We start from the raw sequence: 19,288 nt of genomic DNA on the forward strand, positions 1-19,288 counted from the left end.
TTTTTGAGCTTGGTCATCGGTTTAACGGGAGGCATCGCAAGCGGCAAAAGCACGGTAGCGCGTATGCTGATCGACAAAAAAATAACAGTCATTGATGCGGATGCCATCGCAAAACAGGCGGTGGAAAAAGGAATGCCGGCTTACGGACAAATTGTGGAAGCATTCGGAAAAGACATCCTGCTGGAAAATGGCGATATTGACAGAAAAAAACTCGGTTCTATCGTTTTCACTGACGAACAGAAGCGTCTGAAGCTGAATCAGATCGTTCATCCGGCGGTGCGTGCGGAAATGCTGAAACAGCGGGATGAAGCCGTTGCGCGAAAAGAGCAGTTCGTCGTTTTGGATATACCGCTTTTGTATGAAAGCGGGCTTGATTATCTTGTCGGCAAGGTGCTCGTCGTCACCGTACCGGCAGACATTCAGCTTAAACGGCTGATAGAGCGGAATTCCCTTACAGAAGAAGAAGCGATGAGCCGGATAACGTCGCAAATGCCTTTAGCGGATAAAACAAAAAAAGCTGACGCCGTCATTGATAACAGCGGCAGTCTTGAATATACAAAGCACCAGCTTGAGGAAGTATTGAGCGGCTGGGCATAAACAAACACCGTTCGGAAAGCCGAACGGTGTTTTTCTGGTTAAAAATCAAAATTGTCAGGATCAGGACCGACACGGAGATTTTCGTTCAGATCATCAATCCGCTTCATATCGTCAGCTGACAGTTCGAAATCAAAGACATTTGCATTTTCTTCAATACGGTGTTTTTTCGTTGATTTCGGAATGGTGATGACACCGTTTTGCAAATCCCAGCGCAAAATCACTTGGGCGGCTGATTTGCCGTACTTCTCAGCGATTTCCTGTAAGACGGTGTGATCAAGCAGCTGACCTTGCATCAATGGCGACCACGCTTCAAGCTGAATGCCTTGTTCAGTGCAGAAAGCAAGCAGTTCTTTCTGTGTCAGACGAGGATGGTACTCCACCTGGTTGATCATCGGCTTGATTTCCGTCTCTTTCATGAGATGTTTCAGATGGTGAATTTGGAAATTGCTGACCCCGATCGCCTTAATGCGTCCATCCCTGTAGAGGGTTTCGAGCGCCCGCCACGCATCGATGTACTTTCCTTCGACAGGCCAATGGATCAAATATAAATCCAAATAATCTAAACCGAGTTTTTCTAAGCTTGTGTCAAACGCTTTTAACGTTTCTTCATATCCTAAATCGGCATTCCACACTTTTGACGTGACAAAAATGTCTTCACGTTTTAATCCCGCTTCTTGCAGCCCTTGGCGGATGCCTTCGCCGACACCTTCTTCATTTCCGTAAATCGCGGCGGTATCAACGCTACGATAGCCGTGCACCAATGCCGTTTTCACCGCGTTGACGAGTTCCGCGCCTTCCTCTACTTTGAAAACTCCGATGCCGAACCAAGGCATTTCTACTCCGTTATGCAATGTTGCTTTTGCTTGTAAATGTGTTGTCATGTATATATTCCTCCTATTAGTTGTCTGTTGAAACAATCAAAATGCGCTGAAGAAAAACTCACCTCCTTTCAAGGGCAGTGCGATCCCGCTTTTCAAGCTTCCTGCTCCATCCGGTTAATACGACCGCGCTGAGCACCATCAGCGCCCCGATCCAAGCGGTATGAATGATTCCGATTGAGTCTGTAATGATTCCGCCGGCAAACGAGCCGATCGCGATCCCGGCATTAAATGCCGCGATATTTAAGGCTGATGCTGTATCAACGGCGCTTGGCGCAAAACGTTCACTCAGCATCACGACATATACCTGAAGCCCCGGCACATTCATAAACGCCAACAGCCCCATGAAAATAATGGTGATCAGCCCGGCTGTTTTAAACGGCGCGGTAAAAGTCAGAACAAACAGCACAGCCGCCTGGACAATGAACATATAAAACAAGGCTTTCAGCGGATTTCGGTTTGATAAACGGCCGCCAATCATGTTTCCGATGGCAATCGCAATTCCGTAAACGAGCAGGATGGCCGCGACGGTTTCTTTCTGAAAACCGGTTACCTCCTGAAGAAGCGGGGATAAATACGTAAACACGACAAACGTTCCGCCGTAGCCTAACGCCGTAATCATAAATAAAAGCAATAACCGGCCGTTTGTGACGAGTTTGACCTGCTCGGCAAATGCGGTTTTCGTCCCTTTGCGCAAATGTGACGGAACGAGAAGCGCGTTTGTGAGGAATGCGATGATTCCTACCGCCACAATCACGGCAAATGCAATCCTCCATCCGAATTGCTGGCCGAGATAGGTGCCGAACGGAACGCCGGTCACCGTAGCCACCGTCAGCCCCGTAAACATAATGGAAATCGCGCTTGCTCTTTTATGCTCCGGCACGATATTGGCGGCGATTGTTGCCCCGATTGACATGAAAATGCCGTGGGAAAAAGCCGAAATAACCCGTGCCGCCAGTAATATGCCGATTGAGGAAGCGCTCGCTGCGAGTGTATTTCCGGCGATAAAAATTAACATCACCCAGAGAAGCAGCGTTTTCCGCGACATGCCGGATGTGAGAGACGTTAAAACCGGCGCGCCGAATGTCACGCCCAGAGCATACATGGAAACGGTAAGTCCCGCCGTTGTCACAGGTATATGCAGATCTTGAGATATAAGCGGCAGCAGCCCGACGCTGATAAATTCGGTTGTGCCGATCGCAAAAGCGCTGACGGCTAATGCCAGCAGCGCTGGTAAATAGCTTTGGCGATGTGAAGACATCTGTTTTCCTCCTTGAACGATAATGTATGGTTGAAATGATGCCGGGTAAACGATATAAGTATAAGAGTACATTCCTTTTCAGCCGGCAAATGTCATTATGATCGATAGAAGTGTCATTGAAAAGAACGTACTTTTAAGTGCCATAGGCACTTTTTAGTTCCTATAGATGAGGAGGAATTACCGTTGCTGAAGAAAAAATACAATATATCCGTAGAGGCGGCGCTTGAAGTGATCGGCGGAAAATGGAAGTGTGTGATCCTCTGCCACCTCATGCGCGGGAAAAAACGGACAAGCGAATTGAAGCGGCTTATGCCGGACATCACCCAGAAGATGCTGACACAGCAATTGCGGGAGCTGGAAGCTGACGGCGTCATCAACCGGATCGTGTACAATCAGGTGCCGCCGAAAGTGGAATACGAGCTGAGTGAATACGGGCACAGTCTGGAAAGAATTTTAAACGCGCTGTGCGACTGGGGCGCGATGCATATTGCTAAACGGTACGGCGAGGTGTCTTCCGTTTTAGAGGACAGCATTTTAAATGACAAATTTAAAGAACCGGGACAAATATAAGAAAAAAGCAGGCAGCCTGAGACGCTGATCCTGCTTTTTTTATGGAAGAAAGATCATTTTATATGCAAAAAAACCGATTGAACAACATATTGATCGGTATAAGGGTGGATTTTTATCAAGTTGTACTGGCGGATTTCTTTTAATGTGTTATACTATATATAAATAAAGGTAAATTAGAGTGGCATATTAAAAAGGGGTGACCTGAGCATGAAGGTAAAAGTAGCAATCAACGGGTTTGGAAGAATCGGAAGAATGGTGTTCAGAAAAGCAATGGAAGATGATCAAATTCAAATAACAGCCATTAATGCAAGCTATCCCCCGGAAACGCTTGCTCATTTGATAAAGTATGACACAATTCACGGCAAATATGATCAAGAAGTTGAGACCTCCGACGACAGCCTGATCGTCAACGGAAAACATATTATGCTGTTCAACCGCCGGGACCCGAGAGAGCTTCCGTGGAAAGAATGCGGAATAGACATCGTCGTAGAGGCAACGGGGAAATTTAATTCAAAAGAAAAAGCGATGAGCCATATTGAAGCAGGGGCGAAAAAAGTCATTTTAACGGCTCCGGGCAAAAATGAAGACGTTACCATTGTCATGGGAGTAAATGAAGAGCAGTTCAATCCCGATGAACATGTCATTATTTCAAATGCATCCTGCACGACAAACTGTCTTGCGCCAGTCGTCAAAGTGCTTGATCAGGAATTCGGGATTGAAAGCGGCCTGATGACGACTGTTCACGCTTACACGAATGATCAAAAAAATATCGACAATCCGCATAAAGATCTGCGGAGGGCGAGAGCGTGCGGAGAATCCATCATTCCGACTTCTACTGGCGCCGCCAAAGCGCTGTCGCTCGTGCTGCCTCATTTGAAAGGAAAACTTCACGGTCTCGCTTTGCGTGTTCCCGTTCCGAATGTGTCATTAGTGGACCTTGTCTGCGATCTGAAAACAGATGTGTCGGCCGAGCAAGTGAACGCCGCTTTCCAAAGAGCCGCAAAAACGTCGATGTACGGAATTCTTGATTATTCGGATGAGCCGCTCGTTTCTTCGGATTATAATACGAATTCACACTCTGCGATCATCGACGGTCTGACAACGATGGTGATGGAAGACCGAAAAGTAAAGGTGCTCGCCTGGTATGACAATGAATGGGGATATTCCTGCCGGGTCGTTGATCTAATCCGTCACGTCGCCGCGCGAATGAAACACCCGTCAGCTGTGTAGACTAAAGATCATGGACATTTGTTAGAAAAAAACCCTTAACGGCATATTCGCAAAAAACACACCTTGCAAAATAAACTTAAACACAGTATACTATCTTTCGTGAACTTCTTGCTCGTGACTGCTTCGGAATTACTTAAAGGGTTAGGACCTCTCCGGACTAACTTTCCCCCGTGGTAAATGGCCGGGTCAGTTCTCGGAAATTCACTTTTTTAATTCTTGTTAAGGGGGGTCCATGATTATGGAAACAATGGGGCGTCACGTCATCTCCGAGCTGTGGGGATGCGATTTTGATAAGCTCAATGACATGGATTTTATTGAAAAAACGTTTGTAAATGCTGCTTTGAAATCAGGAGCTGAGGTGCGCGAGGTCGCATTTCACAAATTTGCACCGCAAGGCGTAAGCGGAGTCGTTATTATCTCTGAGTCACATTTAACGATTCACAGTTTTCCTGAACACGGATATGCAAGCATTGATGTTTATACTTGTGGAGACCTGGATCCTAATGTGGCTGCGGATTACATTGCGGACGCATTACATGCAGATACAAGAGAAAACATTGAAATACCGAGAGGAATGGGGCCTGTACAGATTAAACAGGCACAAGCGAAAGTACTGTAATTTTCAAAACGCAAACACAAGGGAGCTAAGCTGAAAAAGCCATTACGCGCTTTGAAGCTGATGCTCCTTTTCTAATGTAAAAAAACAGCATTGCTTTTTCTTTAAGCATTTTTTTTGTAAAATAGAAAAGATAAGGCCGGTCTATCGGCTCTCCCAACAAATAGGCTCATCCTAGAAACGTTGGCGGGCATTTACCGGAAGCTTGCGAACCGCATTACAGCAACGAAACAGATGGGAGCTGATCCAATTTGAAATGTCCTTCATGCCAGCACAACGGTTCCCGCGTACTTGATTCACGGCCTGCGGACGAAGGGAAATCAATCCGCAGAAGGCGGGAATGCGAAGCCTGCCATTACCGCTTCACTACATTTGAGAAGTTTGAAGAGATGCCTCTGATCGTCGTGAAAAAAGAAGGCGTCCGGGAAGAATTCAGCCGTGAAAAAATGCTGCGCGGGTTAATTAAAGCTTGTGAAAAAAGGCCCGTTCCTTTAAAAACATTGGAAGACATGTGCTTTGACATTGAAAAAGAGCTGAGAAACCAAGGTGTATCTGAAGTCAAAAGCGAACTTGTCGGAGAAATGGTAATGGACCGTCTGGCGAAAATCGATGAGGTGTCTTATGTCCGCTTTGCCTCCGTCTACCGGCAGTTTAAGGATATAAACGTGTTTATCGATGAATTGAAAGATTTAATAAAGAAAGAACGCTGAGAGAGCTAAGAGATTGTGTCTGGCTCTTTTCTCATGAGCAAAATTGGCATTTGATAGATCGCAGAAACGGTGTAAAATGAGAGTAGAAACATATCGGAAGGTTTGAGAATCATGGCTGACTATTGGAATGACGTATTGCCTGTAGATCCTTATACGGTCAAAAGCCGTTCGCTTCTTCAGGATGTCGACAGACAGGTTTTGACACATCTGTACCAGCCGCTGATCGGTTCTTTTGCATTCTCCCTTTATATGACCTTATGGGGGGAGCTTGAGCAGAACCGCTTGTGGGGAGCGGAATCCACGCACAGGCAGCTGATGGGCATGATGCAGTCAAATTTAAAAAAGATTCATCATGAACAGGGAAAGCTTGAAGGAATCGGGCTGCTGAAAGTGTATATCCGGGAGTCCGAGCAGAAAGAGCGGATGTTTATTTATGAGCTGCTGCCCCCGCTCAGACCGAATGATTTTTTTGAAGACGGCATGCTGAATGTCTTTCTTTATAACAGAGTCGGTAAAACGAAATACCAGCAGCTGAGACAATTTTACACGCACCCTTCCGTCGGCGCGGGCGCAAGGGAAATTACCCGTCCGTTTAATCACGCTTTTGCCTCTTTTCAGCCGAGTGAATGGAAAATGACGCCTGATATGGAAGAGGCGATGAAGCTCCCCGAGGACTATGAGACGGCGTCTGTCGGACAAGCGCCTTCCTATACGGTGACGGAGGAAGTATTTGATTTTGAGCTTTTCATGGCGGGACTGTCAGAAACGATGATACCGCGTAAATCAATCACGCAGGACGTGCGGGAGAGCATTAAAAAGCTTTCATATTTATACGGAATAGATCCTATCTCCATGCAGCACGTCGTCATGACCGCAATTAATGAACAGGATACGATAACGGCCGAAGCGCTGAGGAAAGCGGCCAGCGACTGGTACCAAATTGAAAGAAGCGGTAAGCTTCCGGAACTGATTGATAAAACACAGCCTGTCACCTTGAGAGAAAACCGGACGGAAAAGGACGATTCATTGAACGGCGAACTCATCGCACAGCTTGAGACCATATCACCGAGAAAGCTTCTTCAGGACATTGCGGACGGGACCGAGCCGTCAAAAGCCGACTTGCAGATTATCGCCGATATTATGTTCGAACAAAAGCTTGAGCCCGGCGTCACCAATGTGCTGATTTATTATGTCATGCTGAAAACGGATATGAAGCTGTCTAAAAACTATATCCAAAAAATCGCCGCCCACTGGGCCAGAAAAAAAGTCAAAACGGTACGGGAAGCAATGAAACTCGCAATAGAAGAGCACAGGCAATATCTTGATTGGGCGGACGGCAAAACAAACGGCGCGGCGCGCGGCAAAAAAACCGTCCGGGAAGAAAAGCGCCCTGATTGGATGAAAGAAGAAGAAACCGGGAAGAAACAAGAACAGCCGGCTCTTTCCGCGCAGGATCTTGAAGAACAGAAGAAAAAAATGATGGAAGAAATGAAAAAACTGAAAAAATACTCTGCCTATTGAGACAGAGAAGCGGGGTGATATTGAATGGAACCGATCAGCCGATCCTTAGAAGGCGTGACGAAAAGACCTGACTTTCAAAAACGCCTGGAACGAATGCAGCAGCAAGTCATGGCCGACGAAGACGTCCAGGCTTTTTTGAAGGAACAGAAAGATGTAATCAATCAAAGCATGATTGACAGAGGGTTAAATAAACTGTACGAATTCGTTCAGCAAAGCAAACAGTGCGCCTTCTGCTCGAAAGACAGCCGGACGAACAGCCTGCTTGAAGGCTATCATCCGAAGCTTGTGATCAACGGGCGTTCCATCGATATTGAATATTACGAATGTCCGGAAAAGAGAAAGCTCGACCGTCAGAAAAGGCAAAAGTCCCTGATGAAGAGCATGTATATCCAGCAGGATCTTCTCGGCGCGACGTTTCAGCAGATCGACATTACCGATCCGAGCAGAGTCGGCATTTTCCAGCATGTGACGGATTTTCTGAAGAGCTATAATGAAACGGGAAAAGGCAAAGGGCTGTATCTGTACGGAAAATTCGGAATCGGAAAGACATTTATTTTAGCCGCCATTGCTAACGAACTGGCGGAAAAAGAGTATTCATCAATGATTGTATATGTTCCCGAATTTGTCAGAGAGCTGAAAAACTCGCTCCAGGATCAGTCGTTGGAGGCGAAACTGAATATGGTGAAAACGACGCCCGTACTGATGCTTGATGACATCGGAGCGGAATCAATGACAAGCTGGGTCAGAGATGAAGTCATCGGCACCGTGCTTCAGCACAGAATGAGCCAGCAGCTTCCCACTTTCTTCTCGTCTAATTTTTCACCAGACGAGCTGAAGCATCATTTTACGTATTCACAGCGGGGAGAAAAGGAAGAAGTAAAAGCGGCAAGACTGATGGAGCGGATTTTATATTTGGCTTCGCCCGTCCGTCTTGACGGGGAAAACCGCCGCCGTTCATGATGCCGGCGTCCAATGGGAAGGATTTGAGGGAATGAGGAATAAGAAGGCTGTCACTTGGGCTGCGGCTGCGGCGGGAGCGGGCCTTTTGCTGTGGGCAAACCGCAAATATCTGAATCTGTCGCCTAAGGAGATCCGGCTGTGGGTGTTATCGTTCGGTGTTTTTGCGCCGCTTGTGTTTATCGGAATTTCCATCGTCAGGCCTTTTGTGCTGTTTCCCGTATCAATCGTTTCCGTCGCCGGAGGATTGGCGTTCGGCCCGCTTTTCGGCACCGTGTATACGCTGGCGGGCTCAATGGGCGCCGCCGCCGCGTCTTTTTTTGCGGCGGGGCTGTTTGCCTTTAATGAGAAAAGCCGTCATGGAAAAATGGAAGCCATTCAAAAGCAGATGAAAACCAATGGCTTCTTTTATATTTTTATCCTGCGTATTCTGCCTGTTAACTTTGATGTGATCAGCTATGCCGCGGGCCTATCGAAAGTCAGGCCGATGACGTATTTTTTGGCGACCGCAGCGGGCATCATTCCGGGGACGATCGTCCTGAATGTGCTCGGCGCGAGCTTTATGTCCGGCAATGTGCTGACCGTACTCGGCGTGATCTGTCTTTACATCGTATTTTTATCGCTTCCCGTTATATTTAAAAAGAAGGTGCGCCATTTGTTCGGCGGTGAAAGCTAACCTTTACGTCTATTTTAAAAACATCCCCCATATACTTGTAACAGATGCCGTAAGGGGGGACAAATATGCTTGAAGTGATCTTTGAAGATGACCACGATACCGCCGCTTTTTTACATCTCATTCAGCAATCGGACGACCGGAGACATTTTATTGTCCGTGAAGGCATAAAAAAAGTCGGAATCGCAAGGTCTGAAACGGCTTTTTGCGTTCAGCGCTTTATTGAGCCGATACTTGTCAGGTTTTTTTTGGAATGCAAAGAAGACGAGCATATGCTTTCGCTTATTGAGGACGCATACTGCTTCACCGATCAGGATGAACAGCAGCAAATCCTTCAGCTTGCACACAGCATTATGGAAGGAGAGCTTGATGATCATCCGTTCGAGCCGAAGAAAGAGCCGCGCACACAGTTTATTTCAGATGCGCTCCGGACGATTTCACTTGATGCGGGTGTTTTTTCCGTGCGTTCGTTTCAGACGTTCCGGCTCGGCAGGTATTATGAGCGGCTCAGAGAATACGCGGAGGCTGCGATAGATGAATACCGGATGGAACAGGAATATCAAAACTTTATCCAGTCTCTGAGAGATTATGTGACATCCAATCCGCCGCGGATGAAGAAAGTCCGCATCGTACATGACCGGGCTTTTACGCTGTGGGAGCTGCGCTATTTGTCAGAACGGGAACAGAAAAAATACATAGACAGACGGTTTGTGCGGGAGCACCCGATGTATATAGATTCCCATCTCCTTGCGCCGCTGATCTCCATTGCGCCTGAGACGGTAGAACTGTATACGGACAAACCGGAGCATATGATGTCCAGAACGATTCAAAACGTGTTTCAGGAGAGGGTGCGCCTTTTTCCGCTGGGCGCATTTGCAGCCGAGAAGACGGAAGGATAGCCGCACGGACGGCCTTGTGTAAGCGGCAAGGCTGTCTTTGCGAAATCAGACGGAAAACCGAGTTGCATTTTTCTCACAGACATTTTATAATACATAAAAGATTAATGATTGCTACACGTATTGATAAGGACATGAAGCATTGATACCGGCTTTATAAGAGAGGAGAGCCCAGGCTGAAAGCTTTCCAGCTATGGATCATTGTCTTTACCGCCTTTGAACTTCAGCTGTGAACGCCGGAAGAAGCGCCAGTAATAGCTGACGGGAACTCCCGTTACAGAGTTTAGAGCCGCAGGTGCCGAAACAATCGGCCGCGCGGAAAAAAGGGTGGAACCACGATTCCGTTTATTTAACCTCGTCCCTTTCATAGGGGGCGGGGTTTTTGATTTGCATAAAAAAAGGAGTGACGAAGATGTCAGATATGATCAACATCACATTTCCGGACGGAGCGGTAAAGGAATTTCCGAAAGGAACAACAACAGAAGATATCGCGGCATCCATCAGTCCGGGATTAAAGAAAAAGTCTTTAGCCGGAAAACTGAACGGACAGGAAATTGATTTAAGAACGCCGATTCAAGAGGATGGTGCCGTAGAAATCATTACAGAAGGCACAGAAGAAGGCTTGAACATCATGCGGCACAGCACGGCGCATTTATTGGCCCAGGCGATTAAACGCATTTATAAAGATGTGAAATTCGGAGTCGGCCCCGTCATTGAAAACGGGTTCTATTATGACGTTGAAATGGAGCAGGCGCTGACGCCGGATGACCTTCCGAAGATTGAAAAAGAAATGAAACGCATCGTCGGTGAAAATCTGCCGATTATCCGAAAAGAAGTGAGCCGTGATGAAGCAAAAGCCATGTTTGCGGAAATCGGCGATAATCTGAAGCTTGAACTGCTGGATGCCATCCCTGAAGACGAAACGGTCTCCATTTATGAGCAGGGCGAATTTTTTGACCTGTGCCGCGGCGTGCACGTGCCGTCTACAGGCAAAATTAAAGAATTTAAGCTACTGAGCCTTGCGGGCGCATACTGGCGCGGCGACAGCAAAAACCAAATGCTTCAGCGCATTTACGGCACGGCCTTCTTTAAAAAGGATGACCTGAAAGAGCATTTGCGGATGCTTGAAGAAGCGAAAGAACGTGACCACCGAAAACTGGGCAAAGAATTAAAATTGTTCGCCAACTCTCAAAAAGTCGGACAAGGCCTGCCGCTCTGGCTGCCGAAAGGCGCAACCATCCGCCGCGTGATCGAGCGCTACATTGTGGATAAAGAGCTGAGCCTCGGTTATGAGCACGTCTATACGCCTGTTCTCGGAAGCAAAGACCTGTACGAAACATCGGGCCACTGGGAACATTATCAGGAAGGCATGTTCCCGCCGATGGAAATGGACAATGAAACACTCGTGCTCCGTCCGATGAACTGTCCTCACCATATGATGATTTACAAACAGGACATTCACAGCTACCGCGAGCTTCCGATCCGCATCGCAGAGCTGGGAACGATGCATCGTTATGAAATGTCCGGGGCGCTTTCAGGTCTTCAGCGCGTACGCGGCATGACGTTAAATGACGCGCACATTTTCGTCCGCCCTGACCAGATTAAAGAAGAATTCATCCGCACGGTCCGTTTGATTCAAGACGTATACGAAGACTTCGGCCTGAGTGATTACACATTCCGCCTGTCTTACCGCGATCCTGAAGATACGGAAAAATATTTTGATGATGATGAGATGTGGAACAAAGCGCAATCCATGCTGAAGGCGGCAATGGACGAAATCGGCCATGACTACTATGAAGCGGAAGGCGAAGCGGCGTTTTACGGCCCTAAGCTTGACGTACAGGTGAAAACAGCGATCGGCAAAGAAGAGACATTGTCAACTGTACAGCTTGACTTCCTTCTTCCGGAACGCTTTGATCTCACTTACGTCGGAGAAGACGGCAAACAGCACCGCCCTGTCGTTATTCACCGCGGTGTCGTGTCAACGATGGAGCGTTTCGTTGCTTTCTTAATCGAAGAGCACAAAGGCGCCCTTCCGACATGGCTTGCGCCGGTGCAGTTCCAAGTCATTCCTGTATCACCGTCCGTGCATCTTGACTATGCGAAAAAAGTGCAGGAGCGCCTGCAGCGTGAAGGCCTGCGTGTCGAGCTTGACAGCCGGGACGAGAAAATCGGCTATAAAATCCGTGAAGCGCAAATGCAAAAAATCCCGTACATGCTTGTGGTCGGTGACCAAGAAGCGGAAAACGGCGCGGTAAACGTCCGGAAATACGGCGAGCAGAAATCAGAAACCGTCTCATTGGACGATTTTGTGAAAAAGGCTGTAGCCGAAGCGAAAAAATAACCGGAAATACAAAAACCCCGTTCATTCAGAATGGGGTTTTTTTGCGTATAAAATTATCTTTCTTTTTGTTTCTCTATAATCGCAAACAGCTCGTGAAGATCGCTGATCACGTAATCAGGCGCAATGTCCGTATCATTTTTCTTTTGCGTCCGGTTTACCCAGACTGTCGTAATGCCTGCCCGTTTCGCTCCCAATATATCAGTATTGAGGTTATCTCCGACCATAATGGCGTCTTCTTTTTTCAGGTTCAGGAGGCCGAGGCAATGTTCGAATATGGAGGCGTCGGGTTTCCCTTTTCCGAAAGCGCCTGAGATGACGATTTCATTAAAATAAGGCGCAAGCTCAGGAACGCCGGCGAGTTTTTCTTTCTGCAGGCTGGGATCGCCGTTTGTCAGCAGAAGCAATTCATAAACACCTTTCAGCTTATCAAGCACCGCAAACGTTTCATCATACACGTACGGACGCTGTCTGCGTTCCGCCGCGAAAAACTCCGCCAAATATTCGCCGTAAGCCGCATCGTCTATACCGACGCTTTTTAAGCCGTTCGTCCAGGCGTTTCGTCTGTATTCCGGCGCAATCCGATTCAGCTGTTTAAATCCTTCGCTGACCGGCTCGGAAAAATTCGCCCACAATCCTTCAAACGGATTAATGCCGATCATGACCGTATAAGGATAGGTTTCGTATGACATATACAATTCCCGTGCCGCTTTCCGAACCGCATCTTCAAATGTATGCGGGTCAAGGCCATATTTTTTTTCCGCTTGTAAACATGTTTCCCTGAATGTTGTTCTGACGCTTTTTTCATCCCATAACAGTGTATCGTCCAAATCAAAAAATACGGCTTTCATGATCTTCTCCTCTTTGTTATATTCTGAAACTCTCTGCCGCAAGGCTCCCGTTTATTCTACAATAGATATATAGACTGTGAAAGATTTGTTTTCAGATGATTTGAAAAAAACAGGCAGGTTTGTGTCAGATTCTGTCTCAGGCTCTAAAACGTGATAAAATTAAATTTGAAAGAACAGGTGAAAAGTATGCTGCATTTGATCATCATGATGCTGGAAAGAGTCGGAATTATCGTCATATTGGGATTTGTTCTGGCTCATACCAGATTGTTCAGACAGGCGCTCCAGCAGCCTGAGAGCTATAAAGGCAAAGCGGTGCTGATTTCAATTTTCTCGCTGTTCAGTATCATCAGCAACTATACGGGAATAGAAATTCAGCGGAATACAATCATGAATAATGACTGGGTGTTTCAAATTAATCCGTCCGGTTCAATTGCCAATACAAGAATTATGGGCGTTGAAATCGGCGGACTCTTAGGCGGCCCGTATGTGGGGATCGGCGTCGGCATACTGGCCGGCCTGCATCGTTTATCACTCGGCGGCGCGACCGCAGTCAGCTGTGCCGTCTCATCCGTTTTAGCGGGCATTTTGTCCGGCTGGATCGGACGGTATTTCAGAAAACGCTATGCGATGCCGACACCGCGGGTGGCCGCGCTTGTCGGACTCGGGATGGAATCGCTGCAAATGCTGCTCATCCTCTTGATGGCCAAGCCGTTTTCTGATGCTTGGACGCTTGTGAGCATCATCGGCATCCCGATGATATTGGTAAACGGGTCAGGGACTTTTATTTTTCTTTCGATCATTCAGTCGATTATCCGGAAGGAAGAACGGGCGAGAGCCCTTGAAACCCACAGGGTGCTGATGATTGCAGACCAGACGCTTCCGTTTTTCCGCCAGGGGCTGAATGAAAGCTCATGCAAAAGCGTCGCCGCCATCATTCACAGGCAAACAGGAACGGACGCGGTATCGCTTACGGATAACGAAAAGATTTTGGCGCACGTCGGCGCGGGTGCCGACCATCATATTCCGTCTGAAAGCCTGATCACCGGATTGTCAAAACGTGTCATTAAAACGGGTCATATTATGAAAGCGACATCGAAGGAAGAAATTGAATGCACGCACGATCCCTGTCCGCTGCATGCGGCGATCGTATTGCCGCTGACGTCAAACGGCAAAACGATCGGGACGTTGAAAATGTACTTTAAAAGCCCGTCAGGTTTAAGCCGGGTTGAAGAAGAGCTTGCAGAAGGACTCGCCATGCTGTTTTCCACCCAGCTTGAACTCGGCGAGGCGGAACTGCAGAGCAAATTGCTGAAAGACGCAGAAATAAAGGCGCTTCAGGCACAGGTCAATCCGCATTTTCTGTTTAATGCGATCAATACGATTTCTGCTCTTTGCCGTACGGATGTGGAAAAAACCCGAAAGCTTCTGCTGCAGCTGAGCGTCTATTTCCGTTCCAATCTGCAGGGGGCAAGGCAGCTGCTCATCCCGCTTTCTAAAGAACTGAACCATCTGCAGGCGTATTTATCATTGGAGCAGGCCCGTTTTCCCGGGAAATATAAAATCAGTCTTGAAATCGAACGCGGTTTGGAGGACATCGAAATTCCTCCTTTTGTGCTGCAGATTCTCGTCGAAAATGCGCTCCGCCATGCATTTTCAAGAAAGCAGGACAGCTGTGCCGTCAATGTCAGCGTGGTATCCGCCGGTCAGTCGGTTTTAATGCGGGTTGGAGATAACGGGCGGGGAATTGATCCGGAATTGCTGTCCGTGCTCGGAAACCGTCCGCTGCCGTCTAAAGAAGGGACGGGAACCGCGCTTTACAATTTAAATCAACGGCTGATCGGGCTGTTCGGCCCCAAAGCAGCCCTGCGATTGGAAAGTGAGGCCGGCAAAGGTACGGACGTATCATTTGAGCTGCCTTTGAAACTGATGACTAAAGGAGAAGAACATGCTGAAGGTGTTAATCGTTGATGATGAAATGCTGGCAAGAGATGAATTAGCTTATTTGCTGAAACGGACGAATGAAGTAAGTGACATAAACGAAGCTGAAAATATTGAATCCGCTTTTGACAGTATGATGGATCAAAAACCGGATCTGCTGTTTTTGGACGTTGATTTGTCAGGAGAAAACGGATTTGACATTGCCAAACGGCTGAAAAACATGAAAAATCCGCCGGCCGTCGTTTTTGCGACGGCGTATGACCAATTTGCTTTAAAAGCCTTTGAAGTCGACGCGCTCGATTATTTAACGAAGCCTTTTGATGAAGAAAGAGTGCGCCAGACGATCAGAAAGTTTAAAAGAGTGAAGCGGGACAGGGCAGGAGCCGTCTCAGAGCAGCCGTCCGCAGCCGGAGCGCATAAACTGGCTGTATCAGCCGGTGAATCTATTGTCATTTTAGATACGAAGGACATTATTTTCGCCGGCATGGAGGACGGACACGTTTCCGTTAAAACGTTTGCCGCGTCTTATTCCGTTCATGAAACTTTGGCGGTCATTGAGAAAAAACTGCCTGATACGGGTTTCTTGAGAGTGCACCGCGCGTTCATCGTGAATACGGAGCATATTACGGAAATTCATCCGTGGTTTAATTCGACGTACAATCTTATCTTAAAAGACGGCTCTAAAATTCCCGTCAGCCGTACATACGCCAAGGACTTAAAAAAGCTGCTTCATATTATATGAGGCGGCTTTTGCATTTCAGCAGCCGTTTCTTGCATTTCAGAATGAATATTCAGCCGTTTGTTATGAAAGCGCTTTAAAAGGCGATTTCTCTTTTATAATGAACCTAACAAAGAGAAAGAGGTGAAGAAAATGAGTGCGAAAAAAGTGTACGGATTTCTGACACAAGCATTTATTTTTGCCGTAATTATGCTCATATCTAATGGGATTGCAGCGATTGTCCCCATTCCTATACCCGCTTCCGTAGTAGGTTTGGTGTTATTATTTGTCCTCTTATGCCTGAAAGTGATTAAGCTTGAACAAGTAGAAACGCTGGGAACATCATTAACGTCACTCATCGGATTTTTATTTGTCCCGTCGGGCATCTCCGTGATGAATTCACTTGGCGTCATGCAGCAGTACGGCGTGCAGATCGCACTCGTCATCTTACTCGCTACCATCATTCTGTTAGGGGCGACGGGCCTTTTTTCTCAGCTGATCTTGTCTGTCAGCCAAAAACGTCAGAAGGCAGCTCCTGAAAAACAAACGGTGCGCCGTTCCAATCAGGAAAAAGAACTTGTGCAGCATTAGGAGGGAAATCGGATGAGTCCATATTTCGGTATTGTCGTTTCACTTGCGGCCTTTGGCATCGGCACGTATTTATTTAAAAAAACGAGAGGCTTTTTCCTCTTCACCCCGCTGTTTGTCGCGATGGTGCTTGGAATCCTTTTTCTGAAGCTCGGCGGTTTTTCATATGAAGATTATAAAAGCGGGGGAGACATTATTAAATTCTTCCTGGAGCCCGCGACGATCGCTTTTGCGATCCCTTTATACAAACAGCGTGACAAACTGAAAAAATACTGGTGGCAGATCATGTCTTCTATCATTGTCGGCTCTATCTGCTCAGTCACGATTGTCTATTTGATCGCAAAAGGCATTCATCTTGACGCGGCCGTTATGAAAAGCATGCTTCCGCAGGCGGCGACAACGGCAATTGCCCTTCCGCTGTCAAAAGGAATCGGCGGCATCACCGACATCACCGCTTTCGCCGTTATTTTCAACGCCGTTATCGTCTATGCTCTGGGCGCTCTATTCTTAAAATTGTTTAAAGTGAAACACCCGATCTCTAAAGGACTGGCTCTCGGCACATCCGGACACGCACTCGGTGTTGCGGTCGGTATTGAGATGGGAGAAGTAGAAGCGGCAATGGCAAGTATCGCGGTTGTCGTCGTAGGAGTGGTGACGGTGCTGGTCATTCCGGTATTCGTTCAGCTCATCGGAGGATAAACCCGGGTCATAGACCCGGGTTTTTTTATTGTGTTGGCACGTCCGCGTGCGGCAAAGAACGAAATTTCACATTTTTCCTTGCGCTCGCCCCGGCATCGTGTTAAAATGAAAAAGTTGATCCGGAGAAGTCATTCTTGACTAATGATCCGGTATTGTGTAGAATAGTTATTGAATTGAATATAAATCACAAGCAGAGGCACCCGCTTCTCACCTGATTGACACATTCATGTAGTTGGCAGGTTGACCGTACATTTTTATTTATGCAGATGTTCGTAGTGTGGGTGTGTTGTCATGCCCGCACTTTTTGTTTGCCTGCAGAATGCAGTCAACAAGCGTTGTGAATCAATTCGAAGAAACTATGGAGGTGGCTCATTATTAGCAAAGATCAATTGGTTAATGAGGGTATCCGTGCACGTGAAGTTCGTCTGATCGGACAAAATGGCGATCAGCTCGGCATCAAGTCCCGTCAGGAAGCACTTGAAATCGCCGGCCGCGCAAATCTTGACCTTGTGTTAGTTGCAGCAAATGCAAAACCGCCTGTCTGCCGCATCATGGACTACGGTAAGTTCAGATTCGAGCAGCAGAAAAAGGACAAAGAAGCACGCAAAAATCAAAAAATCATTAACTTAAAAGAAGTTAGATTAAGTCCGACGATCGATGAGCATGACTTTAACACGAAATTGCGCAATGCGATTAAATTCCTTGAAAAAGGCGATAAAGTGAAAGCTTCTATCCGCTTTAAAGGGCGCGCAATCACTCATAAAGAAATCGGCCAGCGCGTATTGGACCGTTTCTCTGAAGCATGTGCGGAAGTTGCGACAGTCGAAACAAAACCAAAAATGGATGGCCGCAGCATGTTCTTAATGCTCGCGCCGAAAAACGAAAAGCAATAAGGAGGAAATCCCATGCCAAAAATGAAAACTCACCGCGGATCTGCTAAACGTTTTAAAAAGACAGGTTCTGGGAAGTTAAAACGTTCTCATGCATACACAAGTCACTTATTCGCCAACAAATCCCAAAAGCAAAAGCGTAAGCTTCGCAAGGGTGCTATTGTGAGCGCAGGAGACTTCAAACGCATCAAACAACAGCTTGCCAACATCAAGTAATCGGACAAGGAACAATTAGGAGGGAAATATAATGCCAAGAGTAAAAGGCGGAACTGTGTCGCGTCAGCGTCGTAAAAAGGTTCTTAAATTAGCAAAAGGTTATTTCGGTTCAAAACATAGATTATACAAAGTAGCAAACCAGCAGGTCATGAAATCAGGAAACTATGCATTCCGTGACCGCCGTCAGAAAAAACGTGATTTCCGTAAGCTTTGGATCACTCGTATCAACGCTGCTGCACGTATGAACGGTCTTTCTTACAGCCGTTTAATGCACGGTCTTAAGCTTTCAGGCATCGAAGTAAACCGCAAAATGCTTGCTGATCTTGCTGTAAACGACCTTACTGCTTTCAATCAGCTTGCTGATGCTGCTAAAGCTCAGTTAGACAAGTAAGTTGAAAAAGCCGCTCTCTTTCCGGGAGCGGTTTTTTTACGTAAAGGGTGACAATCAATGGCTCTCTTCATTTACGCCGTATTGATAAACGGATACGGCTTTTGGATCATGGGCGCTGATAAAAGAAGAGCAAAGGCGCACAGGTGGAGAATATCAGAGAAACGAATATGGCTCACAGCCGCCATGTTCGGCTCACTCGGCGTATGGATCGGCATGCGCACCTTCAGGCATAAGACGAAACACAAATCCTTTTTATACGGGGTGCCGCTGCTTTTTCTCACTGAAGCCGCCCTTGTGCTGATGTATTTGGTGTATAAAGAATAAAAAGCAGGAGAGCTTATCGCTCGCCTGCTTTTTTCGCTTTTTTGATGGGCTGGTCCCAATCAATCTTGCAATTCGGATACCGCTCCAATACCTTTTTTTCGACTTCTTCAAAATCACCTGCAGAAAAGCGGTTCAGCTTTTCCGGATTTTCGGTCCATACAAATATCGTATGAATAAACAGCGGATGATCTTTGGAAGGGATATGCTTTTCTCCTTCAAAGAGCACTCCTTTATAAGTAAGCTGGAGATTTTTTCGCGTGTTTTTCTGTTCGTCAATAAAATAAAAATTCTCTTTTGATTGCGCCAGTCTGAGCCTTCTTTTCGGGTTTGCGTAGAATTTGACGCCCATGTAAATAAAATAAATAAGAAGTGCAAGCAAGACAATCCTCAATACTGTAATGGCCATATGTGTGAAGGCACCTC

The 19,288-nt window shown here is 46.9% G+C and carries 22 protein-coding genes and 1 other annotated feature; of the genes, 18 read left to right on the forward strand and 4 right to left on the reverse strand.

From position 1 onward, the window contains the following. The first annotated feature begins 3 nt into the window (after positions 1 to 3). The gene (gene coaE / locus D5S11_RS06450; protein ID WP_032871712.1) at positions 4 to 597 is read left to right on the forward strand and encodes a dephospho-CoA kinase; all 594 of its coding nucleotides are present in this window, start codon (positions 4 to 6) and stop codon (positions 595 to 597) included. 38 nt (positions 598 to 635) lie between these two features. Here coaE and D5S11_RS06455 read toward each other — a convergent pair whose 3' ends face one another. Together D5S11_RS06455 and D5S11_RS06460 are read right to left on the reverse strand one after the other, a co-directional pair. Next, positions 636 to 1,478, reverse strand: coding sequence for an aldo/keto reductase (locus D5S11_RS06455; protein ID WP_007408081.1), 843 nt, complete (start codon positions 1,476 to 1,478; stop codon positions 636 to 638). A 58-nt stretch (positions 1,479 to 1,536) separates the two neighbouring features. Beyond that, a complete protein-coding gene (locus D5S11_RS06460) occupies positions 1,537 to 2,736 on the reverse strand; it encodes an MFS transporter (protein ID WP_047936011.1) in 1,200 nt (399 codons plus the stop codon). A 183-nt stretch (positions 2,737 to 2,919) separates the two neighbouring features. Between D5S11_RS06460 and D5S11_RS06465 the strand changes: the two genes are divergently transcribed. From D5S11_RS06465 to thrS, 9 genes are all read left to right on the forward strand, one after another. Then, a complete protein-coding gene (locus tag D5S11_RS06465; RefSeq protein ID WP_003152469.1) occupies positions 2,920 to 3,306 on the forward strand; it encodes a winged helix-turn-helix transcriptional regulator in 387 nt (128 codons plus the stop codon). Positions 3,307 to 3,513: 207 nt separating this feature from the next. Further along, positions 3,514 to 4,536 carry a glyceraldehyde-3-phosphate dehydrogenase gene (locus D5S11_RS06470; protein WP_007408083.1) on the forward strand — a complete coding sequence of 341 codons (1,023 nt, stop codon included), beginning with the start codon at positions 3,514 to 3,516 and terminating at the stop codon, positions 4,534 to 4,536. A 238-nt stretch (positions 4,537 to 4,774) separates the two neighbouring features. After that, positions 4,775 to 5,155 carry an adenosylmethionine decarboxylase gene (speD, locus tag D5S11_RS06475; protein ID WP_003152471.1) on the forward strand — a complete coding sequence of 127 codons (381 nt, stop codon included), beginning with the start codon at positions 4,775 to 4,777 and terminating at the stop codon, positions 5,153 to 5,155. Between the two features lie 248 nt (positions 5,156 to 5,403). Continuing rightward, positions 5,404 to 5,862, forward strand: a complete 459-nt coding sequence (gene nrdR / locus D5S11_RS06480) for a transcriptional regulator NrdR (RefSeq protein WP_003152473.1) — start codon at positions 5,404 to 5,406, stop codon at positions 5,860 to 5,862. A 111-nt stretch (positions 5,863 to 5,973) separates the two neighbouring features. After that, entirely contained in the window at positions 5,974 to 7,383 is a 1,410-nt protein-coding gene (gene dnaB / locus D5S11_RS06485; RefSeq protein ID WP_012118158.1) for a replicative helicase loading/DNA remodeling protein DnaB, read from the forward strand. Positions 7,384 to 7,407: 24 nt separating this feature from the next. Continuing rightward, entirely contained in the window at positions 7,408 to 8,343 is a 936-nt protein-coding gene (gene dnaI, locus D5S11_RS06490) for a primosomal protein DnaI (RefSeq protein ID WP_012118157.1), read from the forward strand. A 31-nt stretch (positions 8,344 to 8,374) separates the two neighbouring features. Then, positions 8,375 to 9,016, forward strand: a complete 642-nt coding sequence (locus D5S11_RS06495) for a TVP38/TMEM64 family protein (RefSeq protein ID WP_012118156.1) — start codon at positions 8,375 to 8,377, stop codon at positions 9,014 to 9,016. A gap of 65 nt (positions 9,017 to 9,081) precedes the next feature. Continuing rightward, entirely contained in the window at positions 9,082 to 9,912 is an 831-nt protein-coding gene (gene ytxC / locus D5S11_RS06500; RefSeq protein ID WP_015240356.1) for a putative sporulation protein YtxC, read from the forward strand. A 409-nt stretch (positions 9,913 to 10,321) separates the two neighbouring features. Beyond that, positions 10,322 to 12,253, forward strand: a complete 1,932-nt coding sequence (thrS, locus tag D5S11_RS06505) for a threonine--tRNA ligase (RefSeq protein WP_007613029.1) — start codon at positions 10,322 to 10,324, stop codon at positions 12,251 to 12,253. A 53-nt stretch (positions 12,254 to 12,306) separates the two neighbouring features. Here thrS and D5S11_RS06510 read toward each other — a convergent pair whose 3' ends face one another. Beyond that, positions 12,307 to 13,101 carry an HAD family hydrolase gene (locus D5S11_RS06510; protein WP_015240354.1) on the reverse strand — a complete coding sequence of 265 codons (795 nt, stop codon included), beginning with the start codon at positions 13,099 to 13,101 and terminating at the stop codon, positions 12,307 to 12,309. Positions 13,102 to 13,287: 186 nt separating this feature from the next. Between D5S11_RS06510 and D5S11_RS06515 the strand changes: the two genes are divergently transcribed. The 8 genes from D5S11_RS06515 (at position 13,288) to D5S11_RS06550 (ending at position 18,865) form a co-directional block, all read left to right on the forward strand. Continuing rightward, positions 13,288 to 15,069 carry a sensor histidine kinase gene (locus tag D5S11_RS06515; protein WP_007408090.1) on the forward strand — a complete coding sequence of 594 codons (1,782 nt, stop codon included), beginning with the start codon at positions 13,288 to 13,290 and terminating at the stop codon, positions 15,067 to 15,069. Then, positions 15,047 to 15,781, forward strand: coding sequence for a LytR/AlgR family response regulator transcription factor (locus tag D5S11_RS06520; RefSeq protein ID WP_007408091.1), 735 nt, complete (start codon positions 15,047 to 15,049; stop codon positions 15,779 to 15,781). The genes D5S11_RS06515 and D5S11_RS06520 overlap by 23 nt, the downstream gene beginning before the upstream one ends. 129 nt (positions 15,782 to 15,910) lie before the next feature. Then, positions 15,911 to 16,348, forward strand: coding sequence for an antiholin-like murein hydrolase modulator LrgA (lrgA, locus tag D5S11_RS06525; RefSeq protein ID WP_007408092.1), 438 nt, complete (start codon positions 15,911 to 15,913; stop codon positions 16,346 to 16,348). Between the two features lie 12 nt (positions 16,349 to 16,360). Next, a complete protein-coding gene (gene lrgB, locus D5S11_RS06530) occupies positions 16,361 to 17,044 on the forward strand; it encodes an antiholin-like protein LrgB (RefSeq protein ID WP_007408093.1) in 684 nt (227 codons plus the stop codon). Positions 17,045 to 17,226: 182 nt separating this feature from the next. Beyond that, positions 17,227 to 17,357, forward strand: a sequence feature (ribosomal protein L20 leader region). Between the two features lie 58 nt (positions 17,358 to 17,415). Then, positions 17,416 to 17,937: a translation initiation factor IF-3 gene (gene infC, locus D5S11_RS06535; RefSeq protein ID WP_071543361.1), complete on the forward strand. Its 522-nt coding sequence runs from the start codon at positions 17,416 to 17,418 to the stop codon at positions 17,935 to 17,937. Between the two features lie 12 nt (positions 17,938 to 17,949). Beyond that, the gene (gene rpmI, locus D5S11_RS06540; protein ID WP_003152493.1) at positions 17,950 to 18,150 is read left to right on the forward strand and encodes a 50S ribosomal protein L35; all 201 of its coding nucleotides are present in this window, start codon (positions 17,950 to 17,952) and stop codon (positions 18,148 to 18,150) included. Positions 18,151 to 18,181: 31 nt separating this feature from the next. Then, positions 18,182 to 18,541 (forward strand): 50S ribosomal protein L20, encoded by a 360-nt coding sequence (gene rplT / locus D5S11_RS06545; protein ID WP_007613019.1) that lies wholly within the window; start codon positions 18,182 to 18,184, stop codon positions 18,539 to 18,541. Between the two features lie 57 nt (positions 18,542 to 18,598). Then, positions 18,599 to 18,865 (forward strand): DUF1294 domain-containing protein, encoded by a 267-nt coding sequence (locus D5S11_RS06550; RefSeq protein ID WP_015240352.1) that lies wholly within the window; start codon positions 18,599 to 18,601, stop codon positions 18,863 to 18,865. Between the two features lie 13 nt (positions 18,866 to 18,878). Here D5S11_RS06550 and D5S11_RS06555 read toward each other — a convergent pair whose 3' ends face one another. Continuing rightward, positions 18,879 to 19,271, reverse strand: a complete 393-nt coding sequence (locus D5S11_RS06555; RefSeq protein ID WP_007408095.1) for a hypothetical protein — start codon at positions 19,269 to 19,271, stop codon at positions 18,879 to 18,881. Between the last annotated feature and the right edge of the window lie 17 nt (positions 19,272 to 19,288).

Source organism: Bacillus sp. L75 (genome assembly GCF_003676355.1).
Lineage (GTDB): Bacteria > Bacillota > Bacilli > Bacillales > Bacillaceae > Bacillus > Bacillus velezensis.

Coding starts and splice junctions, on each gene's coding strand:
- D5S11_RS06455 (WP_007408081.1), bottom strand. CDS start 1,478: ATGACAACACATTTACAAGCAAAAGCAACATTGCATAACGGAGTAGAA.
- D5S11_RS06460 (WP_047936011.1), bottom strand. CDS start 2,736: ATGTCTTCACATCGCCAAAGCTATTTACCAGCGCTGCTGGCATTAGCC.
- D5S11_RS06470 (WP_007408083.1), top strand. CDS start 3,514: ATGAAGGTAAAAGTAGCAATCAACGGGTTTGGAAGAATCGGAAGAATG.
- speD (WP_003152471.1), top strand. CDS start 4,775: ATGGAAACAATGGGGCGTCACGTCATCTCCGAGCTGTGGGGATGCGAT.
- dnaB (WP_012118158.1), top strand. CDS start 5,974: ATGGCTGACTATTGGAATGACGTATTGCCTGTAGATCCTTATACGGTC.
- dnaI (WP_012118157.1), top strand. CDS start 7,408: ATGGAACCGATCAGCCGATCCTTAGAAGGCGTGACGAAAAGACCTGAC.
- D5S11_RS06495 (WP_012118156.1), top strand. CDS start 8,375: ATGAGGAATAAGAAGGCTGTCACTTGGGCTGCGGCTGCGGCGGGAGCG.
- ytxC (WP_015240356.1), top strand. CDS start 9,082: ATGCTTGAAGTGATCTTTGAAGATGACCACGATACCGCCGCTTTTTTA.
- thrS (WP_007613029.1), top strand. CDS start 10,322: ATGTCAGATATGATCAACATCACATTTCCGGACGGAGCGGTAAAGGAA.
- D5S11_RS06510 (WP_015240354.1), bottom strand. CDS start 13,101: ATGAAAGCCGTATTTTTTGATTTGGACGATACACTGTTATGGGATGAA.
- D5S11_RS06515 (WP_007408090.1), top strand. CDS start 13,288: ATGCTGCATTTGATCATCATGATGCTGGAAAGAGTCGGAATTATCGTC.
- D5S11_RS06520 (WP_007408091.1), top strand. CDS start 15,047: ATGCTGAAGGTGTTAATCGTTGATGATGAAATGCTGGCAAGAGATGAA.
- lrgA (WP_007408092.1), top strand. CDS start 15,911: ATGAGTGCGAAAAAAGTGTACGGATTTCTGACACAAGCATTTATTTTT.
- lrgB (WP_007408093.1), top strand. CDS start 16,361: ATGAGTCCATATTTCGGTATTGTCGTTTCACTTGCGGCCTTTGGCATC.
- rpmI (WP_003152493.1), top strand. CDS start 17,950: ATGCCAAAAATGAAAACTCACCGCGGATCTGCTAAACGTTTTAAAAAG.
- rplT (WP_007613019.1), top strand. CDS start 18,182: ATGCCAAGAGTAAAAGGCGGAACTGTGTCGCGTCAGCGTCGTAAAAAG.
- D5S11_RS06550 (WP_015240352.1), top strand. CDS start 18,599: ATGGCTCTCTTCATTTACGCCGTATTGATAAACGGATACGGCTTTTGG.
- D5S11_RS06555 (WP_007408095.1), bottom strand. CDS start 19,271: ATGGCCATTACAGTATTGAGGATTGTCTTGCTTGCACTTCTTATTTAT.